At 70.5% G+C, this 19,305-nt stretch carries 9 protein-coding genes and 1 tRNA gene; 7 read left to right on the forward strand and 3 right to left on the reverse strand.

The window, feature by feature from the left end:
- Entirely contained in the window at positions 1-915 is a 915-nt protein-coding gene (locus QI554_RS28190; RefSeq protein ID WP_281473729.1) for a hypothetical protein, read from the forward strand.
- Here QI554_RS28190 and lepB read toward each other — a convergent pair.
- Both lepB and QI554_RS28200 read right to left on the reverse strand, forming a co-directional pair.
- Entirely contained in the window at positions 820-1,602 is a 783-nt protein-coding gene (gene lepB, locus QI554_RS28195; protein ID WP_281473618.1) for a signal peptidase I, read from the reverse strand. The genes QI554_RS28190 and lepB overlap by 96 nt on opposite strands.
- Before the next feature lie 112 nt (positions 1,603-1,714).
- Positions 1,715-3,679, reverse strand: coding sequence for a phosphocholine-specific phospholipase C (locus QI554_RS28200; protein WP_281473620.1), 1,965 nt, complete (start codon positions 3,677-3,679; stop codon positions 1,715-1,717).
- Between the two features lie 358 nt (positions 3,680-4,037).
- Here QI554_RS28200 and QI554_RS28205 point away from each other — a divergent pair, with 358 nt between their 5' ends.
- The 6 genes from QI554_RS28205 to QI554_RS28230 all read left to right on the forward strand — a co-directional run bounded on the left by QI554_RS28205 (position 4,038) and on the right by QI554_RS28230 (position 16,882).
- The gene (locus QI554_RS28205) at positions 4,038-5,174 is read left to right on the forward strand and encodes a CAP domain-containing protein (protein ID WP_281473622.1); all 1,137 of its coding nucleotides are present in this window, start codon (positions 4,038-4,040) and stop codon (positions 5,172-5,174) included.
- A 119-nt stretch (positions 5,175-5,293) separates the two neighbouring features.
- Positions 5,294-5,377 (forward strand) — tRNA-Leu (locus tag QI554_RS28210).
- A 601-nt stretch (positions 5,378-5,978) separates the two neighbouring features.
- Complete coding sequence (locus tag QI554_RS28215; RefSeq protein ID WP_281473624.1) at positions 5,979-9,263, forward strand: DUF6603 domain-containing protein; 3,285 nt, start codon at positions 5,979-5,981, stop codon at positions 9,261-9,263.
- A gap of 7 nt (positions 9,264-9,270) precedes the next feature.
- Positions 9,271-11,514, forward strand: coding sequence for a hypothetical protein (locus tag QI554_RS28220; protein ID WP_281473626.1), 2,244 nt, complete (start codon positions 9,271-9,273; stop codon positions 11,512-11,514).
- A complete protein-coding gene (locus QI554_RS28225; protein ID WP_281473628.1) occupies positions 11,511-15,149 on the forward strand; it encodes a hypothetical protein in 3,639 nt (1,212 codons plus the stop codon). The genes QI554_RS28220 and QI554_RS28225 overlap by 4 nt, the downstream gene beginning before the upstream one ends.
- Before the next feature lie 116 nt (positions 15,150-15,265).
- Positions 15,266-16,882, forward strand: coding sequence for a hypothetical protein (locus QI554_RS28230; protein ID WP_281473629.1), 1,617 nt, complete (start codon positions 15,266-15,268; stop codon positions 16,880-16,882).
- A 238-nt stretch (positions 16,883-17,120) separates the two neighbouring features.
- On the opposite strand, the gene QI554_RS28235 is transcribed toward QI554_RS28230, so the two are convergent.
- On the reverse strand, positions 17,121-19,181 hold the full coding sequence (locus QI554_RS28235) for a discoidin domain-containing protein (RefSeq protein ID WP_281473631.1): 2,061 nt from the start codon (positions 19,179-19,181) through the stop codon (positions 17,121-17,123).
- Between the last annotated feature and the right edge of the window lie 124 nt (positions 19,182-19,305).

Below are 19,305 nucleotides of genomic sequence, written 5' to 3' on the forward strand. Positions count from 1 at the left end.
ATGCTTCCGCTCCAGGCCGTGCTGTTCTTCGCGTACGCCCTCGGCGCCACCTTCGCGCTGTCCGCCGCACGGCAGCTCCAGGCCTGGGAACGCCGCCCGCTGCCGGACCCGGACGCCGACCCGGACATCGCGGTGCGGGCCCGCGCGGTCACCGCCAACCCGTACTTCGTCTCGACGGTCCTGTTCGCCGCCGTGCTGGTCGTGCCGCCCGGGCTGTTCCTGCTGTGGCAGAACCCGTCGTGGGCCACGATGCACGTCGCCGCCCGACACCGCGACCTGTGGGCCGGGTTCGTGCTGCTGTACGCCGGGGGAGTGGTCGTCGGCGCCGCGCTCGGCTTCTGGGTCTCGCGTGCGCTCGCGCTGGTCGGCGCCGGCTACTGGGCGTTCCTCCAGGTGGTCAGCGCCTACTTCCTGATGTTCGCGGTGCTGGTGCACGGCTGGGACGGTCGCGGCTACCGGCGCGTCCTGACCACCAATCGCGCGGAGTTCAAGGACTGGCCGCGCGACATGGTGGCGAACAACGTGTCGCACTTCCTCACTTCGGGGACGTTCCTCGCACTGCTGTTCCTCGGCGGCCCGGTCGTGCTGCTGATGCTCCTGACCGAGATCAGCTGGCTGTACGAGGGTTGGCGACTGCCCGGCGCTGACGCCGACCGCAAGGTGCCGCGCGTCGTCGCGCTGGGCATCGCCGCGTTCGGTGTGCACGCGATGCCGTTCGTCGGAGCCGTCTACGCGAGCCTGTTGGTGCACGCCGCCGGCTGGTGGATCGGACTCGCGGTGTTCGCGGCCACGGTCGGCCCGCTGCTGCTGTGGAGGCGGTCACCCGTGCGGTGGCTCTACGGCCTCGTCGGCATCCCCTCCGGGCACTGGCGCGACGCCGGGGCCGCCACCGCCCGAACGACCGCGCACGCGTAGCACGATCGTCGCCACGGCCCACCACAGCGTCGTCCCCGTACTCAGGACGAGCCCCGCAACGATCGCGTACGCCAGCAGCGCGGCCGGGCCGTCCGGCGCCCCTCCGCCCGGTACGCCTGCGGCCCGGAACGCGTCCGAACCGGGCACGCTTTGCTGCCGCGAGAGGGGCCACACGATGTACTCGACCCGCCCGACCACGTCCGACCGCGCGACGGTCGCACTCGTCGGATCCAGCAGGTGCGTACGCGAGTCGAGCGAGACCGAACGGAAGTCGCCCAGCACGAACAGACGTCCCTGCGGCACCGTCACCTCGAACCCCGTCCGCGACGGCAGTTCGTCCGCCGCGAGATACGTCTCGCGCACGGGCTTGCCGTTGACGGTGACCAGCCCGGCGGCGTCGCAGCACGCGACCTTGTCGCCGCCGACGCCGACCACCCGCTTCACGAACTCGTGTGCGGTGGGCGACCACCCGTACTGCGTGAACACGATGACGTCGCCGCGGCCGACATCCGCGCCCTTGTGCACGACGACGCGGTCGCCGCCCCACAGCGTCGGCTCCATCGAGTTCGACGGGATCGAGTAGACGGCGTACGTGAACATCAGGACCACCATCGGGACCACGACCAGCACGCCCGAGAGCGTGTACGCGGCCCGCGAGAACCACAGCCATGTCCGCCCGCGTGTCATTGCGGCACCGTACTGGACGGTAGCCGTGCCTGACGAGGGGGCAAAAGTGTTGGCGGCAAAGGGAGTTCCCGATGCCGCCAACGCTTTCAGCGCTGCCCGAGGGCGCCTCGGATCAGCTGTACAGACGCCCCGCGAAACGCCGCGCGAAGCCGTCACCCGAGTTCGCGGTCACGGTGAAGTCGTACCGGCCGGCGGACGTCGCGGCGAGCACGGTCTCGTACGAACCACCCGGCTGCACCGTCACCGTGGCCGCCGAACCCGCGCCCGCGCCCTCGGCGCCGTTCGCACTGATCACGAACGACACCGCCGCGCCACCCGAGTTGGTCAGCGTGAGCTTCAGCGTGCGGCCCGCCTGGTCGACCACCGCCGCCTCGGGGTGGGCCTTCGCCGCGTCCCGCCAGGTCCGCACGTCGCCCTTGAAGCCGCGCACGTAGCCGTCCGGGCCGTGCGTGTCGATGTCGTACGGGCCGCCGCTCACGCCCAGCGCGCTGAAGTAGTCCTGCACGCTGCCGCCCGCCGGCACGGTGTACTGCCACGCCCCGAACTTGCGGTGGTTGACCGCGTACATCGAGAAGCCCGCGCCGAGTTCGCCGGTGTTCTCGACCTTGACCCAGAGCAGGCCGCTGTCCGGCTGCGTCCACGACGTCGTCGCGAACCGGTAGCCGACCGGCATCGCCTCGCGGTCGCCCGCCTCCTGCGTCGGCTGGTGCTGGATCAGCGGCGGCACGAGCGGCGGCAGCTTCCAGCGCTGGCCGGCCAGGTCGTCCAGCAGCTTCTTGGTGTCCGGCAGCGCCGGGAACGACACGTCCTTGCGCGTGAACGCGAACGCGCTCATCAGGTCGCCGCACACCGTGCGCCGCCACTGCGAGATGTTCGTCTCGCGCACGCCCGTCCAGTTCTCCAGGAAGCGCAGCACCGACGTGTGGTCGAACACCTCCGAACAAGTGCGCGCGCCACGGCTCCACGGCGAGATCACGATCATCGGGACCCGCGCGCCCAGCCCGATCGGCTGCCCGTTGACGAACTCGTCCGGCGTGCCCTCGGGAGCGGTCGGCGGCACGACGTGGTCGAAGAACCCGTCGTTTTCGTCGTAGTTGAGGAACACCACGGTCTTCGCCCAGACCTCGGAGTTCTTCGCGAGCGCGTCCAGCACGTACGACGCGGTGAAGTCCGCGCCCTGCGCCGGCGCGAAGTTCGGGTGCTCGGACTGGGACTCGGGGGCCACCACCCAGCTCACCGCGGGCAGCCGACCGGCCGCCACATCGTCCGCGAACGCCGTCGCGCCGCGCCGGGTCATGCCGTTCACCCACAGCGGCGAGTCCTTGGGCGCGTTCTGGAACTGCTTGAACCACGCCAGGGCGTTGTCGTCGTAGTTGTCCTCCTGCTGGTACACCCGCCACGACACACCGGCCGCCTCGAGGCGCTCCGGGTACGTCGTCCAGGTGTACCCCTTCTCGCTGTTGTCCGTGACCGGCCCACCCGCCTCGCCGCGCGGATCAATGGTCCCCGTCCACAGGAACAGCCGGTTCGGGTTCGTCGACGTCATCGACGAGCAGAAGTACTGGTCGCAGACCGTGAAGTTGTCCGCCAGCGCGAACTGGAACGGGATGTCCCCGCGCTGGTAGTGACCCATCGTCAGCCACGTCTTGGCCGGGATCCAGTTGCTGTACTGGCCGTTCGCCCACGCGCTGTGGCCGCCCTCCCAACTGTGGTCGAGTCCGTTGACCCGTTGCGCGTTGCTGGTCTTGGTGTCGAGATGCCAGGGCAGCAGCGTCGTACCGCCGTTGAGCCCCAACAGCCGCTGATGCAGCACATCACCCCCACCCGCGAACCGCACCAACGACCGGTCCCCGAACCCACGCACCCCGGCCAACGTGCCGAAGTAGTGGTCGAAGCTGCGGTTCTCCTGCATGAGGACGACGACGTGCTCGATGTCGTCCAGCGTGCCCGGGATGCCGTCGGTGGCGGCCATCGCGTCGGCGACCGCGGGAGTCAGGCCACCGGGCCCGGCGAGCGCCAGACCGGCACCTGTCGCGGCCGCGGCACCCAGAAAGCCACGGCGGGAGAGCGGAGACATGCGGAGATCCTCCAAGAAGCATCGGCGCTCCGCCGGTCGAGGGTGTACCCGGCGGTAACACGGTCGCGAAGCATCTTGGCGGCATCGCCCTGCGGTTACATCTCCCGCGCGTGAATTGCCGGAGAACTTTGGCCCGGACCAGTTACCCGACCGAAATCAAGCCGCCAACACTCGTGCCCCACAGGCACCCTGACGCCACGTCAGTGAGATCCTCCGGACGGCGTGAACCAACCCACCCCCTCCGGCGTTCTCTCCAGGCAAAGCCCACCCACCAGGCGGCCCGTCGCCGCGGCGACACCGCACGGCCCGTCGTCCAGGACGACAGCACCCCGCAAGCCCGAAACGAACGGGAGACTCCGTGACCGAGCTGAGCGCAGGAGCGAACCGAGCGCTCCCCACCGGCACCCTCACCCTCCGCGTGCCCGGCCCGTACGACCTCTCGCTCCTTATCACCGGCGACGACAACCGCGTCACGGGCGACGCCGACTTCGTCTTCTTCAACCAGACGACCGCCCCCGGCGTCCTCCTCCGCGACGCGACCACGGCCGTCGTCGACCCGCCCCGCCTCCGCCGAGGCGCCACCCGCGTCACCCTCGCCGTCAGCCCGGCCGACACCCGCGCGACCCTCGGCAGCCTGCCCACCCCGACCCTCATCGTCACCACCCACCCCGACAACACCGCAGCCCGCTTCACCCCACCCCCGGTGACCCGCGAGACCGTCCTCCTCCTCGCCGAGATCTACCTCCGCAACGGCATCTGGAAGATCCGCGCCCTCGGCCAGGGCTACGCCGACGGCCTCGCCGGCATCGCCCGCGACTTCGGCGTCGACGTCATCGACGAGCCCACCCCGCCACCCCTCCCGGCCCCCGAATACGCCCCGATCCCCATCCCGGGCGCCACCCCCTTCACCGCACCCCCCTCGACCCCGTCCGCCCCCTCCGCCCCCTCACCCGCCACCCCCACCTACACCCCACCCGGCGGCGGCGCGAACCCCTTCACCCCCGGCGCGAGCCCCCTCGCCACACCCCCCACCCCACCAACCCCCGCAGCCCCACCCGCCCCGTCCTCCCTGGACCCCCTCCGCGCCGAGGTCATCACCCTCACCAACGCCGCCCGCGCCGCCCACGGCCTCCCACCCCTGGCCGCCGAACCCCGCCTGACCGCCTCCGCCCAGGCCCACAGCGCCGACATGGCCGCCCGCGACTACTTCGAACACGACAGCCTCGACGGCCGCAAACCCGCCGACCGCATCCGCGCCGCCGGCTACGCCTACTCCCGCTGCGCCGAGAACATCGCCGCAGGCCAACCCACCCCCGCCGACGTCGTCGACGGCTGGATGAACAGCCCCGGCCACCGCGCCAACATCCTCACCCCGGAACTCACCCAGATCGGCATCGGCATCGCCTACGGCGGCTCGTACCGCATCTACTGGACCCAAAACTTCGGCACCCCCATGCCCGACCTCCCCCCAGGCACCCGCGTCTACTACACCTGACCCTCACCCTCCGCACCCACCCCGTCACCCAACCCCCCCCCCACCCGATACCTCGTCGCGAGCACCATCCGAATCTTGGTATCGTTATCTCCAGACACGCGGCCCCAACCGCATGTCACGTCCGGGTGGCGGAATAGGCAGACGCGCTAGCTTGAGGTGCTAGTGCCCGCAAGGGCATGGGGGTTCAAGTCCCCCCTCGGACACAAGATCGCCCCACGAGCCTCGGTTTCGGGGCGGCATCGATTGGCACCCGTGCTCGGCTTCGGCCGGGGCGGGTGTTTGTCGTTTCTGGGGCTGTGTCTGTCGGTCACCTCTTGGTCCCCGCCTGTGAGTCGTTCGCCCGGGTGGTGGCGCGGGCGGTTGCGTTCTGGTGTGCGAAGCCCTCTTCGTGCAGGTCGCCGAGTTGGCGTCTCAGGGGGGTGATCTGGCCAGCCATCCGCTGATATTCCGGACATTCTTTGATCATGGCTGGATCGCGCGATGGGTTCGGAAGGGCTGCATATTCGCTGCATTGGGGCAGGTTGAGCGCCTTCTCCGAACAATGATTCAACCGGACGGTTGCCTTCGGGCAGGCGACCGGTTGGCTGGAATCCCTTGATGCGGGAGGCTGATTACCGGAGCAAACGGGGTAATTGGTGCGTACTTTCTCGTTGTTCGGCCAGGACGGCTGGATGGCGACGGTGGCGGGAAGCCACGGCTACTCGGCCCAGGTGGCGGTCGCCTACTTTCTGTATCCGTATCGACACCGGAGCCCCGCAGGTCAGCGGAGGCGCCGCACAGCCATGTCCACAGCCGGGGGTCTTCATGGCAATGACGGTCGACCAACTGCGTGCGCTGTTCCCGTCCGGGGGTTCCGGCGGCTTCGAGCTCGATACCGGGCGGCTGGGGCTGGCGGGGGATTCCGGGACGTTCGAGCACTTCCCGGGCGGTGTGCTGACGCTCGGGCAGGCGACGGCGGATTCCGTGGGGCTGGCGGTGACCGGCACCGTTGCCTTCGCGGGGCAGGAAATGCCCGCCACCGCCCGCTTCTTCTCCTCCGGCAGCGCGGTCACAGGGCTGCTCTTCGAGGCCAGGCCCGCCACCTGGCTGCTCGAGACGGCCGTCTCGCGCGTCGACCTGACCGAACTCGCCCCGCGTGGCCGGGACCTTCGCCTCCTGCTCGCCGCCGGCGCGGCCGCCGCCGAGGCCGGAGAGTGCCCCGCGGCCGGTCCTTGGGCCGCGTTCCACCTCGGCAGCGCCGTCGACAAGTCCGTCGAGTTCCGCGCCGAACTGCGCAAGGACTCCATCGGCGCGGCCCATGCCGTCGAAGGCCGGCCGGTGCTGGTGGCCCCGCTGCTCGAAGCGCTCGGTGAGTACGACGTCGAACTGCCCGGGCCGCTGGTCGAGTGGCTGGAGGAGATCCAGCTCCACCAGCACCCCATGGGCAAGACCGACAACGTGATGGTCACCGCCGGCGCGCCGCTCGACCAAGGCACCGGGGCGAACCCGGTCGAGGTGCTGGTGCTGCGCACCACGGTGCTCGGCCGCACCGGTCAGGACGGCAAGGTCAAGGCCACCACCGTCGCCATGCTCCGCGTCCGCACCGACTGGGACGCCGCGGGGTTGCCGCTGGTGGGTCCGATGATCGGCAACGGACTGCTGTCCATGCCCGCCCTCCAGATCATGTACATCTCCGAGAAGAACCTCAGCGCCGAGGACGTCACGAAGATCAACCGGGTCATCACGGAGTACAACCTCGGCCCGCTCCAGCAGCTGCCGACGGCCAACGAGGCGGCCGGAGTCCCGCTCACCAAGGGCGTGAACGCGGCGGTCTATTTGTCGGTCATGGGCACGCCGAGCCCGGCACTGGTGATCACCGTGCCGCCCAAGTTCGGGCCGGAGCCGGAGGGTAAGGAGAAGCCGAAACTCGAGCACACCTTTGCGATCGGCAAGCCACTGGGCCCGGTGTACCTCGCGGCGATCGTGGTGCGTTACGACTTCAAAAAGGGCCTGCTGATCGAGCTCCAAGGCCAGGTCACGATCGGCGCGCTCACCTGGGAGGTCGCCGGGCTCGGCTTCTACGTCGGCATGAGCGGCGGCTTCCCGCTGCTGCCGTTCCTGCACGGCATGGCCATCGAGGCCACCGCGGCTGACGGGCTCATCGGCATCAGCGGCGGCCTGAGCAACCGCGAACCCGACGACCCCGCCCTGGACTTCCAACTCGCCGGACTGCTCCTGGTCAAGGCGATGGCGGTCCAAATCGGCGCCCAGGCGCTCTGGGCCCGCAGCACCGAAGGCTGGCACTCGGTCTTCATCTACGGCGAGGCCTCTCTCATCGGCGGTGCCTCACTGTTCGGCCCGCCGCCGTTCACCGTCACCGGTTTCTCCGCCGGATTCGGCGTCAACAGCTCGTTCAAGAAGGTCCCCGACGGCGCCGAGATCGCCGAATTCCCGCTGGTGGCACGGTTGGACGCGGCCCAGGCACTGCCCGGCATGCCCGCTCCGACCCCGTACACCCCCGAGGACGCGCTCAAAGCACTCACCGGCCCCACCGGCTGGATCCGTCCCCAACAGGGGCAGTACTGGATCGCCGCCGGCGTGAAGTTCACCAGCTTCGGCTTCATCGAGACCAAAGCCCTGGCCGTCCTCGAACTGGGCGACTCGGTCAAGGCCATGCTGCTCGGCCGCACCTCCGTCAGCCTGCCGCGCAACGTCAATCCCGCTGCCCGCTCGGTCGCCAAGGTGAACATCGGCCTGAGCCTGGGGTTCGACTCCGCCGCGCACTGCCTGTCCATGGACGCGGCCCTCCTGCCCGGCAGCTACGTGCTGGACCCGTCGATCGAACTCACCGGCGGAATCGCCGTGTACGTGTGGACCGGCGGCGGACGCGCGGGGGACTTCGCCATCAGCCTCGGCGGCTACCACCCGAGCTACAACGTCCCCGTGCACTACCCCAACCCCAAGCGCCTCGGGATCGTGTGGTCCCCGGCGAGCGACATCACCGTCCGCGCCGAGGCCTACGCCGCCATCACCCCGGCCGCGTTCATGTTCGGCGGACGCCTGGCGGCGGTGTACGACAAGGGCGTCTTCTCCGCCTGGTTCACCGCGCACCTCGACGTGCTGGTCCAGTGGAAGCCCTTCTACCTCGACGTCAGCCTCGGCATCAGCATCGGCGTCGCGGCCACCGTCAAGGTGTGGTTCGTCCGGGTCCGGATCTCCGTTGAAGTCGGCATCGACCTGCATCTGTGGCTGCCGCCCTTCGGCGGCCGCGCCACGGTCAAACTCTGGTTCATCTCCTTCAGCTTCGGCTTCGGCTCCTCCCGGGACAGCACCCCCAGCGTGGACTGGCCCGAGTTCCGCGCCCAGATCCCCGCCCCGGTCCGGGTCGCCGCCAACGAAGGCCTCCTCACCGACATCGACCAGGAGGAGATCGTCCGGCGCGCGGCCACCAAGGAACCCACACTCGTCTCCTCGGCCGGGTTCAGCTTCACCACCGAGGCCGGCATCCCCGCCTCGCACCTGTACCTCAACGACCGGCTGATCAAGCAGTCCAACGAGGGCACGATCGACATCCGGCCCATGCGCAAGACCGGCGTCACCTCCGCCCACCGGGTGACCGTCACCAAGGACACGGCCCCCTTCGACCCGGTCGAGCACTATTGGACGGTCAAGGAAGTCACCGGGAGCGTAGCCCCGGGTCTGTGGGGCAAACCGCTGGCCAAACCCGGCGACGCGCTCAAGGGCGAGCAGTTGCTCGAAGGCCGCTACACCGGGCTGAAGATCACCCTCCCGCCGCCCGACTACGGCACCGACACCGGACCGGTCACCTCCCAGGCGCTGTCGTACGACGGACTCCCCGACGGCCGCATGCCGCTCCGGGTCGCGGATGCCGCCGGGCCCGCGCCCGTCGCCGACCCGCAGAGCATCAGGACCGTCGTCGACACGGTCGCCGACCCCGCCGTCGCCGCCCGCCGCGGCGCCGCGCACCGTGCCCTCGCCCGGCTCGGCGCGGGGACGGGGCCGGACACCGACAGCCCGCTCACCGGCTACGCCGACCTCGCCGGCCGCAGCCTGACCACCCCGCCCCTGACCACCACCGCGACGAGGTGACCGGACTGTGACCACCGAACCGGATCTGCGGATCCACTTCCTCGACCACCTGATCCCGCGCGCCACCCCGGGCAGGTACCGGGTCGAGGTCATGAACACCCTCACCGATGCCGACGGCGACCTGGACGACGAAGACAGGCTGCCGCCGTCCGAGGAGACCTTCGAGATCAGGGCCGTCCGCTTCGTGCTCAACGAGGCCTCGGTGCACGCCCTTTACCCGCCGCCCGGCAGCACCGCCTCGTACACCAGGACCCTGCCGCACATCACTCTCAACCGGTCGATCCTGCCCTGGGAGCGCAATCTCGCCGGAACCCGGGACGCCGACCGACCCGATGCCCGACCGCCCTGGCTGGCCCTGCTGGTCTTCGGCGAGAACGAACTCCCCGGCGACCCCGCCGCCGTCGGCGCCACCGTGCTGCGCACCGTCGCCGAACTCCGCGACCCCGCCGAAGACGGAGTCGAAGGCCCGAACCTGCCGTCCGGCGGCGTTTCCGACGCGGAAGCGCAGAGCAAGTGCCAGACCGTCGACGTCCCGGCGGACCTCTTCACCGCGGTCGTCCCGCACCACGACGAGCTGTACTACCTCGCCCACGTCCGCAAGGTCACCGACGCGGCCCAGTCGCGCGCCGACGGCGAAGTCCTCGAGGTGGGGGACTACTCGGTCGTCAACGCCAACCGCTTCCCGCGTACCCCCGGCAACTACGCCGTCCACCTCGTCTCCCTCGAAGGCTTCGAAGGCCGGTTGTCCGGCGGCCTCCCGCCCGGCACCGCCGCCGTCCGCCTGTGCTCGCTGCACAGCTGGACCTTCACCAGCAGCGACGGGCCCGCCGCCGATCCCGGCGCGCTGCTGGAGAACCTCGTCGCTCCCGGCGCCGAGGACCCCGAACAGCTCGCCCTGCGGCTGCCCGTGGACGCGTCGGCGGACGCGGACGCCGAGGACGAGTACGTCCGCGACCGGCTCAGCCGCGGTTACACCGCCGTCCCGCACCTCACGCTGTCCGGCGAACGCACGTACGCCTGGTACCGCGGGCCGGCCACGCCCGTCGGCGCCCACGAACTCCCCTCCGACCAGGAGCCAGGCCCGCACACCACCGCCGACCACGCGCTCATCTACGAACCCGAGCACGGCCTGTTCGACGTCAGCTACGCCGCGGCCTGGACCCTCGGCCGAACCATCGGCCTCGCGGACCCCGACTACACCACCGCCGTCAGTCGGGCCCGTCGCGAACTCGCCAACCGCGCCACGACATTGATGGCACAGGCTGCGGACCCGTCCCGCGCCTCCGCCGACCCCGACGCCCCGCCCGCGCTCGGCGCGCTCCGCGAACTCGCCTCCAGCGGCTTCCGGGAGCACCTCAGCACCGGCCTGAAAAGCCGTCAGCTTCCGGACACCGCGGGGCGCAGGACGGCACCGCCGACAGCGCCACGCGCTCAGCTCAGGTCTGCGCTGAGCGAAGAGCGCAACCTCTCCCTGCTGCGGACCACCGCCGAACGCAACGCGGAGAGCATCGCCGCCTGGCAGGCCCGACTCGGCCTGCTCCAGGGCGTGCCGTTCAACCATCTCGTGCCCGACCCGCGCATGCTGCCCTCCGAATCCCTGCGGATGTTCCGTCTCGACCCCGGCTGGCTCGACGCCCTGGTCGCCGGAGCAGCCGACGTCGGCGTGCACACCTCCATCGACACCCGCCTCGCCCCCGAACTCAACCGGGCCACCGCCCGGCGGCGCGGTGCCGCGGCCGCCGGCGGACTGCTCATCCACTCCGAACTCGTCCCCGCCTGGCCGGACATCAGGATCACGGCGTTCCTCGCAGACGGAACCGTCCTCACCGAACTGCGCCGCGCCAAGCCGGACACGAAGATCCTTCTGGTGCTCTGGGACGGCGTGCCCGACAAGGTCGTCATCCGCGAACCCGGCCAGGGCATCCACTACGGCATCGACGCCGGCAACCGGCTCGGCCTGCGCAGCCTGACCGCCGACCCGCCGATCGGCACCCCGCTGGAGACGTACTACCCCGCCACCGGCAGCCTTTTCGACCTCCACCTGCGTCCGGCCGCCGCGGACGGACCCGCCGTGCTGCGGATGTTCGGCGAAGGCGGCCTCGTACCCGCCCTCGCCCGGGCCCTCGGCCTCGACGACCTCGACCCCGGGCAACTCGCCCTGGAGTTCGTCAACGCCCCGCTGCAACAGGAAATCCTCAGCCCCGGCATGGCCCCCGCGGACAGCCCCACCCGGACGGAGAGCACCCGATGACCGCCACGGACCTCATCGTCCCCGTCAAGGTGAACGCCCTGGTCGTCAACCGGCTGGTGCGCACCGCCGAGACCTTCAACCGGTGGACGCCGAACTTCGACGCCATGCTGGACGAAGGCACCGGCGCGGAACCGGCCCCCGGTGTCGGCACCGAGACCATGGGCCCGGAGAGCGAGGGCGTCTACGTCCAGTGGCAGCTGCCCGAGGCGCTGGCCGACGGGCACTACGACCAGACCACCGGCGAGACGACCTTCCCGTTCGTGCCCAACCGGTGGCTGGTCGTCCGCTACAGCACCACCGCAGCGTCGCCGGAGCGGACGGCCGCCGGGTGGATCGTACAGAGCGACTACCTGGAGAGCCGCCCCGTCCAGGACGCCGACGGCAACGACGTCTACGGCACCAACAAACACCCGGACCCCGACTCGCCGGAGGGCGAGAAGCTCCGGCTGACCTTCCTCGGCCGCCGCCATGCGCTGGCCGACGGGCCGTGGACCGAACCGGCACCCCAGCCGCCGCACCTCACGGCGGCCGGTCCCGGCCTGCCCGGGTTCGCGGTCTACCAGCCCTACAACAAAGACGTGTTCTCCCTCCACGACACCCTCGACGACCTCAAGGGCGCGCTGGACAACTACCCGCCGGACGCGACGCTGAGCTACTTCGTCGTCGGCTGGTACAGCGACGACGAACTCGACTACCTCACCACCGCCGCCTCCGTGCCGGGCCTGCTCCCGCCGGACGCCGAGGGAACGGCCGACCTCCTCGAGGCCCTCGGCTGGTCCGTCCCCGCCGGCACCGTCCCCGGTGCCTTGGAGCGCACCCTCTACAGCGGCTCGGCGCTCGGCATCAAGTGGGAACGCGAAGGCGTCACACCCGAATCCGACAAGCCCAGCAACATCCAGCTCAGCGAAATCCTCACGCTGGGCAGCAGCAGCGCCGAGGCCCTGGGCCGGCTGGCCGCCCGCCAGACCCGGTCCGCCCGCACCGGCGACCTCGTGCGCTCGCTCTTCCAGGGCACCCTCGAAACCCTCGACACCGCCGACGGCGAGGAAGACCTCGACACCGTCACCCACCACTCCTGGTTCTCCGGATCCGACGGAGGCCACGTCTGGAAGGTGACCGCCCGCCCCGTCGAAGGCGACGCCGAACTCCCGCCCCCACCTCCGGAACCGGCGTGGCTCGCCCAACTCAACGGCACACAGCGGCAATACGACGAACTCACCCCCCGGCTGCGCCGCGCCCGGCAACGCCTGTGGAACATCTGGTGGCTGCGCCACAAGCCGGTGCCGGCCTTCACCCCCGAACACCCCGAGGGCTTCGACGCCCGGGCCGACCTGGAACTCGACGAGCAACGCGAAGGCAGCCTCGCCCGGAGCACCGCCCAACTGCTCGACGAGCAGTTCGTCCTGGCCCGGCAACTGCCCACCGGCGCCACCCCGGAGGAACTCCGGGCCGCAGTCGACGCCTATGCCGCCGAACGCGGCCTCGACCCGAAGTACCAGCTGGAACGCACCGCCCGCGAGTCCTACTACCGCCCCGCCGACCCGGTGGTGCTCATCAAGGACACCGGCGCCAAGGAACCGCTCACCCGCGACACCCCGCTGCCCTGCCGCCTCCCCGAGGGTCTGCTCACGCGGATCAAAGTGGACGGGCAGTGGATCGACCGGCCCACCACCCCGCCCACCCCCGGCCTGACCGGACTTCCCGCCGCCTGCACGCCGTTGCTCGCCGAGTTCGCTCTGCTCGACCTGGCGGCCCGGGTGCCCGGCGCGCTCCCGGCCGCACTGGCCGACTCCGGCTCCGTTGTCGGGCCTGTCCCCGAATACGCCGCTCAGTGGCGCCAACCCTGGCTGCCCATGCACCTCGAGTATGAAGTCAAGTACTGCCCCACGCCCTACCAGGCCGACGAGACCACCTACTGGACCTTCAACGGAAGCCGCTACGAATGGTCCGGTGAAGGCGCCCAGCGGGGTAACGGCGAGGCCGACCTGCGCTGGCTCACCTTCAAGAACCGGGCCTTCCTCACCCCGAGCGCACCGTACGTCCTGCAGAGGCAGATCGACCGCTACCTCGACACCTACTCCGCGGCACCGGTCGACGGCCTGCTCGCGCTGCGCGAGGAACTCGGCGACCCCGGCCTGCTCTCCCAACGCCTCGACGGCTTCCACGACTGGCTCGTCCAACAGGACGGCGCCGCCCGCACCACCGTGCACGTGCCCGCGGCCACCACCCGGCTCGTCGGCGACATCCAGAGCGTCCCCGACCCCGGCCTGCTCGAACCGCCCCCCGACGACCCCGGAACGCCCTTCCAGCCGGTCCGTGCCGGCCAGTTCTTCTTCCACGACCTGCGCATCGTCGACCGCTTCGGCCAGGCCTACGACATCGTCAACAGCAACAACTACGAACAGGTCTCCCTCACCCTCGGCGAAAGCGTCACGCCCGACGCCCCGCCCGACGAAGACCTCATCGGCCAGGCCCGGTTCGTCCAGCTCGGCCCACGCCTCATGCAGGGCGCCCGGGTCCGACTGGAGACCGTGCGCGCGGTCGACGGAAACCGGCTCTCCCCGATGGCCCGCGCGGCAACGCTCGAAAACCCCCTCGCCGGCTGGCTGCTGCTCAACCACCTCGACCAGACCCTCGTCGTCCACGGACCCGACGGCGTCTGCCTCGGCGAACTCCGCGTCGTCACGGACACCGACGGCCGGGACGACAGCGTGTGGCTTCCGCTGCCCGGCTCGCCGCACCCCGATCCCGACGCCGTCGAGTTCGAACGCGCCATGCCGCACCTCGCCGGGTTCGTCCGGGCGCTGAAGGACAAGCCCGCCGCGGCACTCGCCGGACTCCTCGAGACCATCGACAAGACCCTCGACACCATCCTCGACGACGCCGCCCAGGACGACAGCTCCCCGTTGCGACTTGTCGGCCGTCCGCTCGCACTGGTCCGCGCCGACCTGGGCATCGAACTCGAAGGCCCGCTGCTGAGCAATCCCAGCTGGGACGAGGTGCTCGGCGAATCGGAGGAGGAGTACGACGGCTACCGGTGGCCGGTCCGGCTCGGGAACGAAAAGCGGCTCGGCGACGGACTCATCGGCTACTTCTCCGGCGCCACCGGGCCCGACCAGGACACGTCCTACGACGTCTTCCACGCCGTGCTCCCGGAGGGCGGCGGGGACTACCTGGTCCCGATCGACAAGGGCCACGCCCTCGCCGTGCCCGCGCGGACCCCGGAGCAGCCGGTGACGCATCATCTGACGCTGTTGATGGACCCGTACGCGGCCGTGCACGCGACCACCGACATCCTGCCGGTGACCAGGCTCGAGCTCCCCGACGCCCTGGTGTCCGAGGCGGTGCGGCGGATCAGGACGTCCTTCCGGCTTGGCCCGCTGCTCGCGCCCGAGCGGGCCGACAAGGCCGAGGAACCCCGCCTGGCCGCGGCGGGTGAGGAGCCGCCGACGGCCGGGATCGTGCTCCCGCGGCCGGCCTCATGGCACGGGGAGTGGTCCTGGGCCGAGCCGCGCGGTGCCGAGACCGCGTGGGTGGAGCTGCCGATCGTGCCCGCCGACACGGCGGCGCACTTCGGCGACCCCCAGCCGCAGGCGCGGTACGGATACCTGCTGCTCGACGCGACCGGCGGGTAAGTTCCCCTGCTTCGCGCCCAGGCGGGGCCGCGACCGGCCCCGCCGCCTCCGCATCACCCGTCGACCCCGCCGACGATTCCGCACCCGCGCTCCCACCTCGCCCGGAAGGCCTCGCCGTGTCGCTGCTGCTGGTGAACTCCACCAACCTCCTGCCCTACGAGCCCTCCACCGACCCCAACCCGCTGCGCATCAGCACCCCGGAGGAGACCGAGGTCGCCGCGGTCAACATCAACGTCGGCGGCGGCATCACCACCCCCGCCTGGTGCAACAAGATCACCGTCCGGGTTCCGGTCGGTGCGGGCGCCGAGCACCTCACGTCCAACGGCGCCGGCATCAAGACCGGCGCCAGCACCGGCTGGACCCCCTCGGCCCCGGCCGTCTCCGGCGGCTTCGCGGTCATCACGTTCACCCCCGCCCGCGCCGTGCAGTTCACCGGCCAGCTCGTCACGCTCACCCTCTCCGGCATCGAGGTCAACCGCACCGCCGGTCAGGTCCGCATCGAGATCGTCGAAAGCTCCTCCCCGACCAACAGCGGCTTCACCGACAAGAACGCCGCCGTCGAGGTCGACAAGTTCCCGGCCGGCTTCGTCTTCCGGAACTTCGCCCCCGAGAAGATCATGGTCGAGAACGGCGAGGCGGCCGTCCTGCACTGGGAGGGCTCCGACGCGAAGTACACGATGCACTGGGCAGGTTCGGACAGCGGCGTCCCCGTCGACAAGGAGCGTTCCTGGACGACCCCGCGCGGCCTGACCACCGTCACCGGGTTCATGCTCCGCGCCGAGGTCACCGCCGGTGGCACCACGCTCCACCACACCCTGACCACGGCCGTCACCGTACGCATTCCCGACCTCGTGGTCCGGACCCTGACCGTGCAAGGCGACGCCAGCTTCGAAGGGCTCGGCACGTTCAAGAAGACGCTCCAGGTGACCGGCTCCGGGTCACTGGTCTCGGACGGAAACGTCGAACTCCGCAAGCAGGTCAAGGTCACCAGCGCCGGATCGGTCACCGTCGACGGCGCCAGCACGTTCAACAACAACGTCACCGTCGCGGGGCAGGAGACCACCACCCTGACCGTGAAGGGCTCGCTTCGGGGCCAGGGCACCAACCCCCTCCGGGTCAGCCAGCCCGCCGGACTGAAGGTGGACGCGGCGCTCGCCGTGCACGGAGCGACCACCACGCACGGAGCGGTCACCGCCAACGGCGCCGCCGCCTTCAACAACGACGTCACCGTCGCCGCCGGCAAGACCCTCCGGGCAGCCGGACCGGTCAAGTTCGAGGGCCCCGCCCAGATGATCGGGACCGCGCACTACCGGCGCTCCTGGCGAACCACCACCGTCCCGATGTTCTCCACCTGGTTCCACGCCACGGCACCGACCGACGGAATCCTGACCGCCGCCGTCACCGGCCTGGCCAGCAGCGAGGTCGCGAGCTGGTTGACGGTGTTCGCCGACGGCCACTACTACCGTTGCTCCGCCCCGGCCCCCACAGGCGCCGGCTCCCTCGCCCTGCCGCTGCGCAAGGGACAGCCCTTCTACGCCTACGTCGAGGCCAACAACGACATGTGGCGCCTGTTCATGACGCTGTCGCTGTACTGGTACCCCATCGGTCAGACCGTCGACCTCCAGGTGCATTCCAAGAACGCACCGGAAGCCGTCGAGGAAACCTCCGACGAGTTTCTGGGTGAGCCGGTCCCGCAGGAGTACATCCCGCCGGTCCTGCCCGAAACCCCGTGAACCGGACTCCGCTACGACGCACCTGATTCCACGTCCGCGACCCGCACACCCACCCGAAGGAGATATCCAGACACGGCCATGTGACCGCGCAGTGAACAGGCGATCGAGTCGGAGTTGCGCAAGGCCAAGGGGCTCCGGGACCGGCAGGAGCAACCGACCCTTCCGCCGGCACAGGCAGAACGCTCGGCTGGGGGGTCCCCAGCCGAGCGTTCTGTGTCAGCTCATCGGTGCGGGTGGCCTAGGAGCGGCCGACCGACATTTCGTAGAGGGAGTAGCCCCACTGGGTGCCGCGGGTGAGGCAGTGGACTCGGACGTAGCGGGCTTGTTGGGAGGCGAATTCGGCGGTGTCGTAGCCGCCGTCGCCGGTGGTTGTGGACCACGCGGTTCGCCAGTTGGTGCCGTCGTCGGACAGTTCGACGCGGTACGCGCGGGCGTAGGCGCGCTCCCAGTCGAGGGTGACCCGGCCGACCGGGTGCAGTGCGCCGAGGTCGACCTGGATCCACTGGTCGTCCGACCACCAGCTGGCCCAGCGGGTGCCGGTGTCGCCGTCGACGGCGCGGCCCGCGGAGTAGTTGAAGAAGGGGTTCCACTCGGTGGTGGAGGCCGAGGCCGGCCGGCCGGCGGCGAGGTTGACGCCGAGTTCGTGCTTCTCGGTCGCCTTCCAGGTGGTGAGGTAGGACTCCGCGCCGTGGGTCAGGTCGTTGACGACGTCCTGGCCGCCGGGGGTGAGGCGGATCTGTTCGATCCAGTCGGGCACGAGGCCGACGTGGGCGCCGCCGTCGGTGTTGAGGTCCCAGGTGCGTTCGCCGGTGACCTGCCGGTCGATGACCGAGCCGCCGTCGACGCTCTGGAAGGGGTACTTCACCGCGTTCGGGGCGTTCGCGCCGACCGGGCCCGGGTGGCTGCCGACGCCGTTGAAGTCGGTGCCGTAGCCGAGGCCGACGCCGTACTTCTTGCGGAGCGCCGCGTTCTGCGTGGCCTCGCCGACGAACCCGTCGGCGCCGTTCATGTACCCGGCGACGAAACCGCCGAGCCGGTAGACCCGCTCGGTCCAGGCCGGGTCCATCCAGCTGTGGCTGGAGATGACGCCCGGGTACTCCTCGGCCTCCAGCATGTCCAGGGCGCGCCCGGCGGCCTTGACGCTCATGTGGTCGAGCTCGAGCATCATGCCGCGCTTCATCATGCCCTTGACCGCGTACTCCCCGAGCCGGGTCAGGCCGCGGGAGTTGCACTGGGCGTCCGAGGTGTACAAGGGGATGTTCACTCCGGGCGGCAGCTTCTCGAGTATCGCCGGGGGCGCCACCAGGCCGATCGGGTTGTCCTTCTGCGGGCCGGCGCACTGCTCGGTGCTCCAGAAGGTGCCCGTGGACAGGAACTGGCCGACGTTCACGGCCACTCCGGTGGTGCCGCTGTCGAACCGCACGCCGCACAGGGCGTTGTCGAACTTGTGGCAGAGGAACATGCTGCGCACGCCGAGCCCGTACAGCTCGTCGAGGCCCTTGTCGATGTCGGCCTGGCTGCACTGGGCGACGTCGAGGATCTGCTTGCAGCCGAAGGGCTCCGAGGTCTCGACGCCGAGCACGACCGCCAGCTTGCCCTGCTCGATCACCGAGCGGGCCTGCGCGGAGTTCAGGACGATGCGGAACCAGCCCTTGCCGGGGCCGCCGTACATCTTGTCGACGAAGTCCTGCATCGCGTAGGACTTTTGGGCCTCGAGACGGATCGCGTCCATCTCGTCGCAGCCGCGGTCACGGGGCAGCAGCGAGCAGATCAGCCCGTTGGTGACAAGGTCGTTGACGAGGACGCGCTGGCCGCCGCGCCAGGCCCGCTCGATCCAGGCGTAGTAGTCCTGTTGGTGGCTCATCGAGTCGTTGGCGGGCCAGTCCTTGAAGGTGGGCCAGCCGACCGGGTCGTGCGTGCCGTTGTCACCACCCGTGACGTGCTCGAACAGGGCGCCGGAGCCGTCCGGGTAGTGCTCCGGACAGTCCTTGAGCGCGTCGGCGACGCCCGCGTCCGAGAACGGCTTGCCGCAGATCATGCGGCCGCCGAAGCCCTCGTTCGACATGAGGTGGTTGTGCGCGTCGACGAAGCCGCGCACCTTTCCCTGTGCGTCGGTGCCCGTGAACGGGGCACCTGTGACGTTGATTTGGGAGTCCGGCGCGGGCCGCGCGGTGGGTTCCCACCACGGGCCGCCGTCGGCTGCGGGGACCGGCCCCGCACCGAACACGACGGCGGCCAGGGCGATGAAGAGCGAGACGAGGGTAAACCGCCTGCCCCGTCTGCGTGTTGGTCGACGCATGATCAACGATGCCTCCGGTCATGGGGACGGTACCGGGCTGAGGCCTCCGGGTGTTTCTTGCGGTAACAGGGGCTCGGCCCGAGAATCGCGGGGATCGCCGAGTGAGTCAAGAGTCCGGGTCAAA

The organism is Yinghuangia seranimata, assembly GCF_029953285.1.
Lineage (GTDB): Bacteria > Actinomycetota > Actinomycetes > Streptomycetales > Streptomycetaceae > Yinghuangia > Yinghuangia seranimata.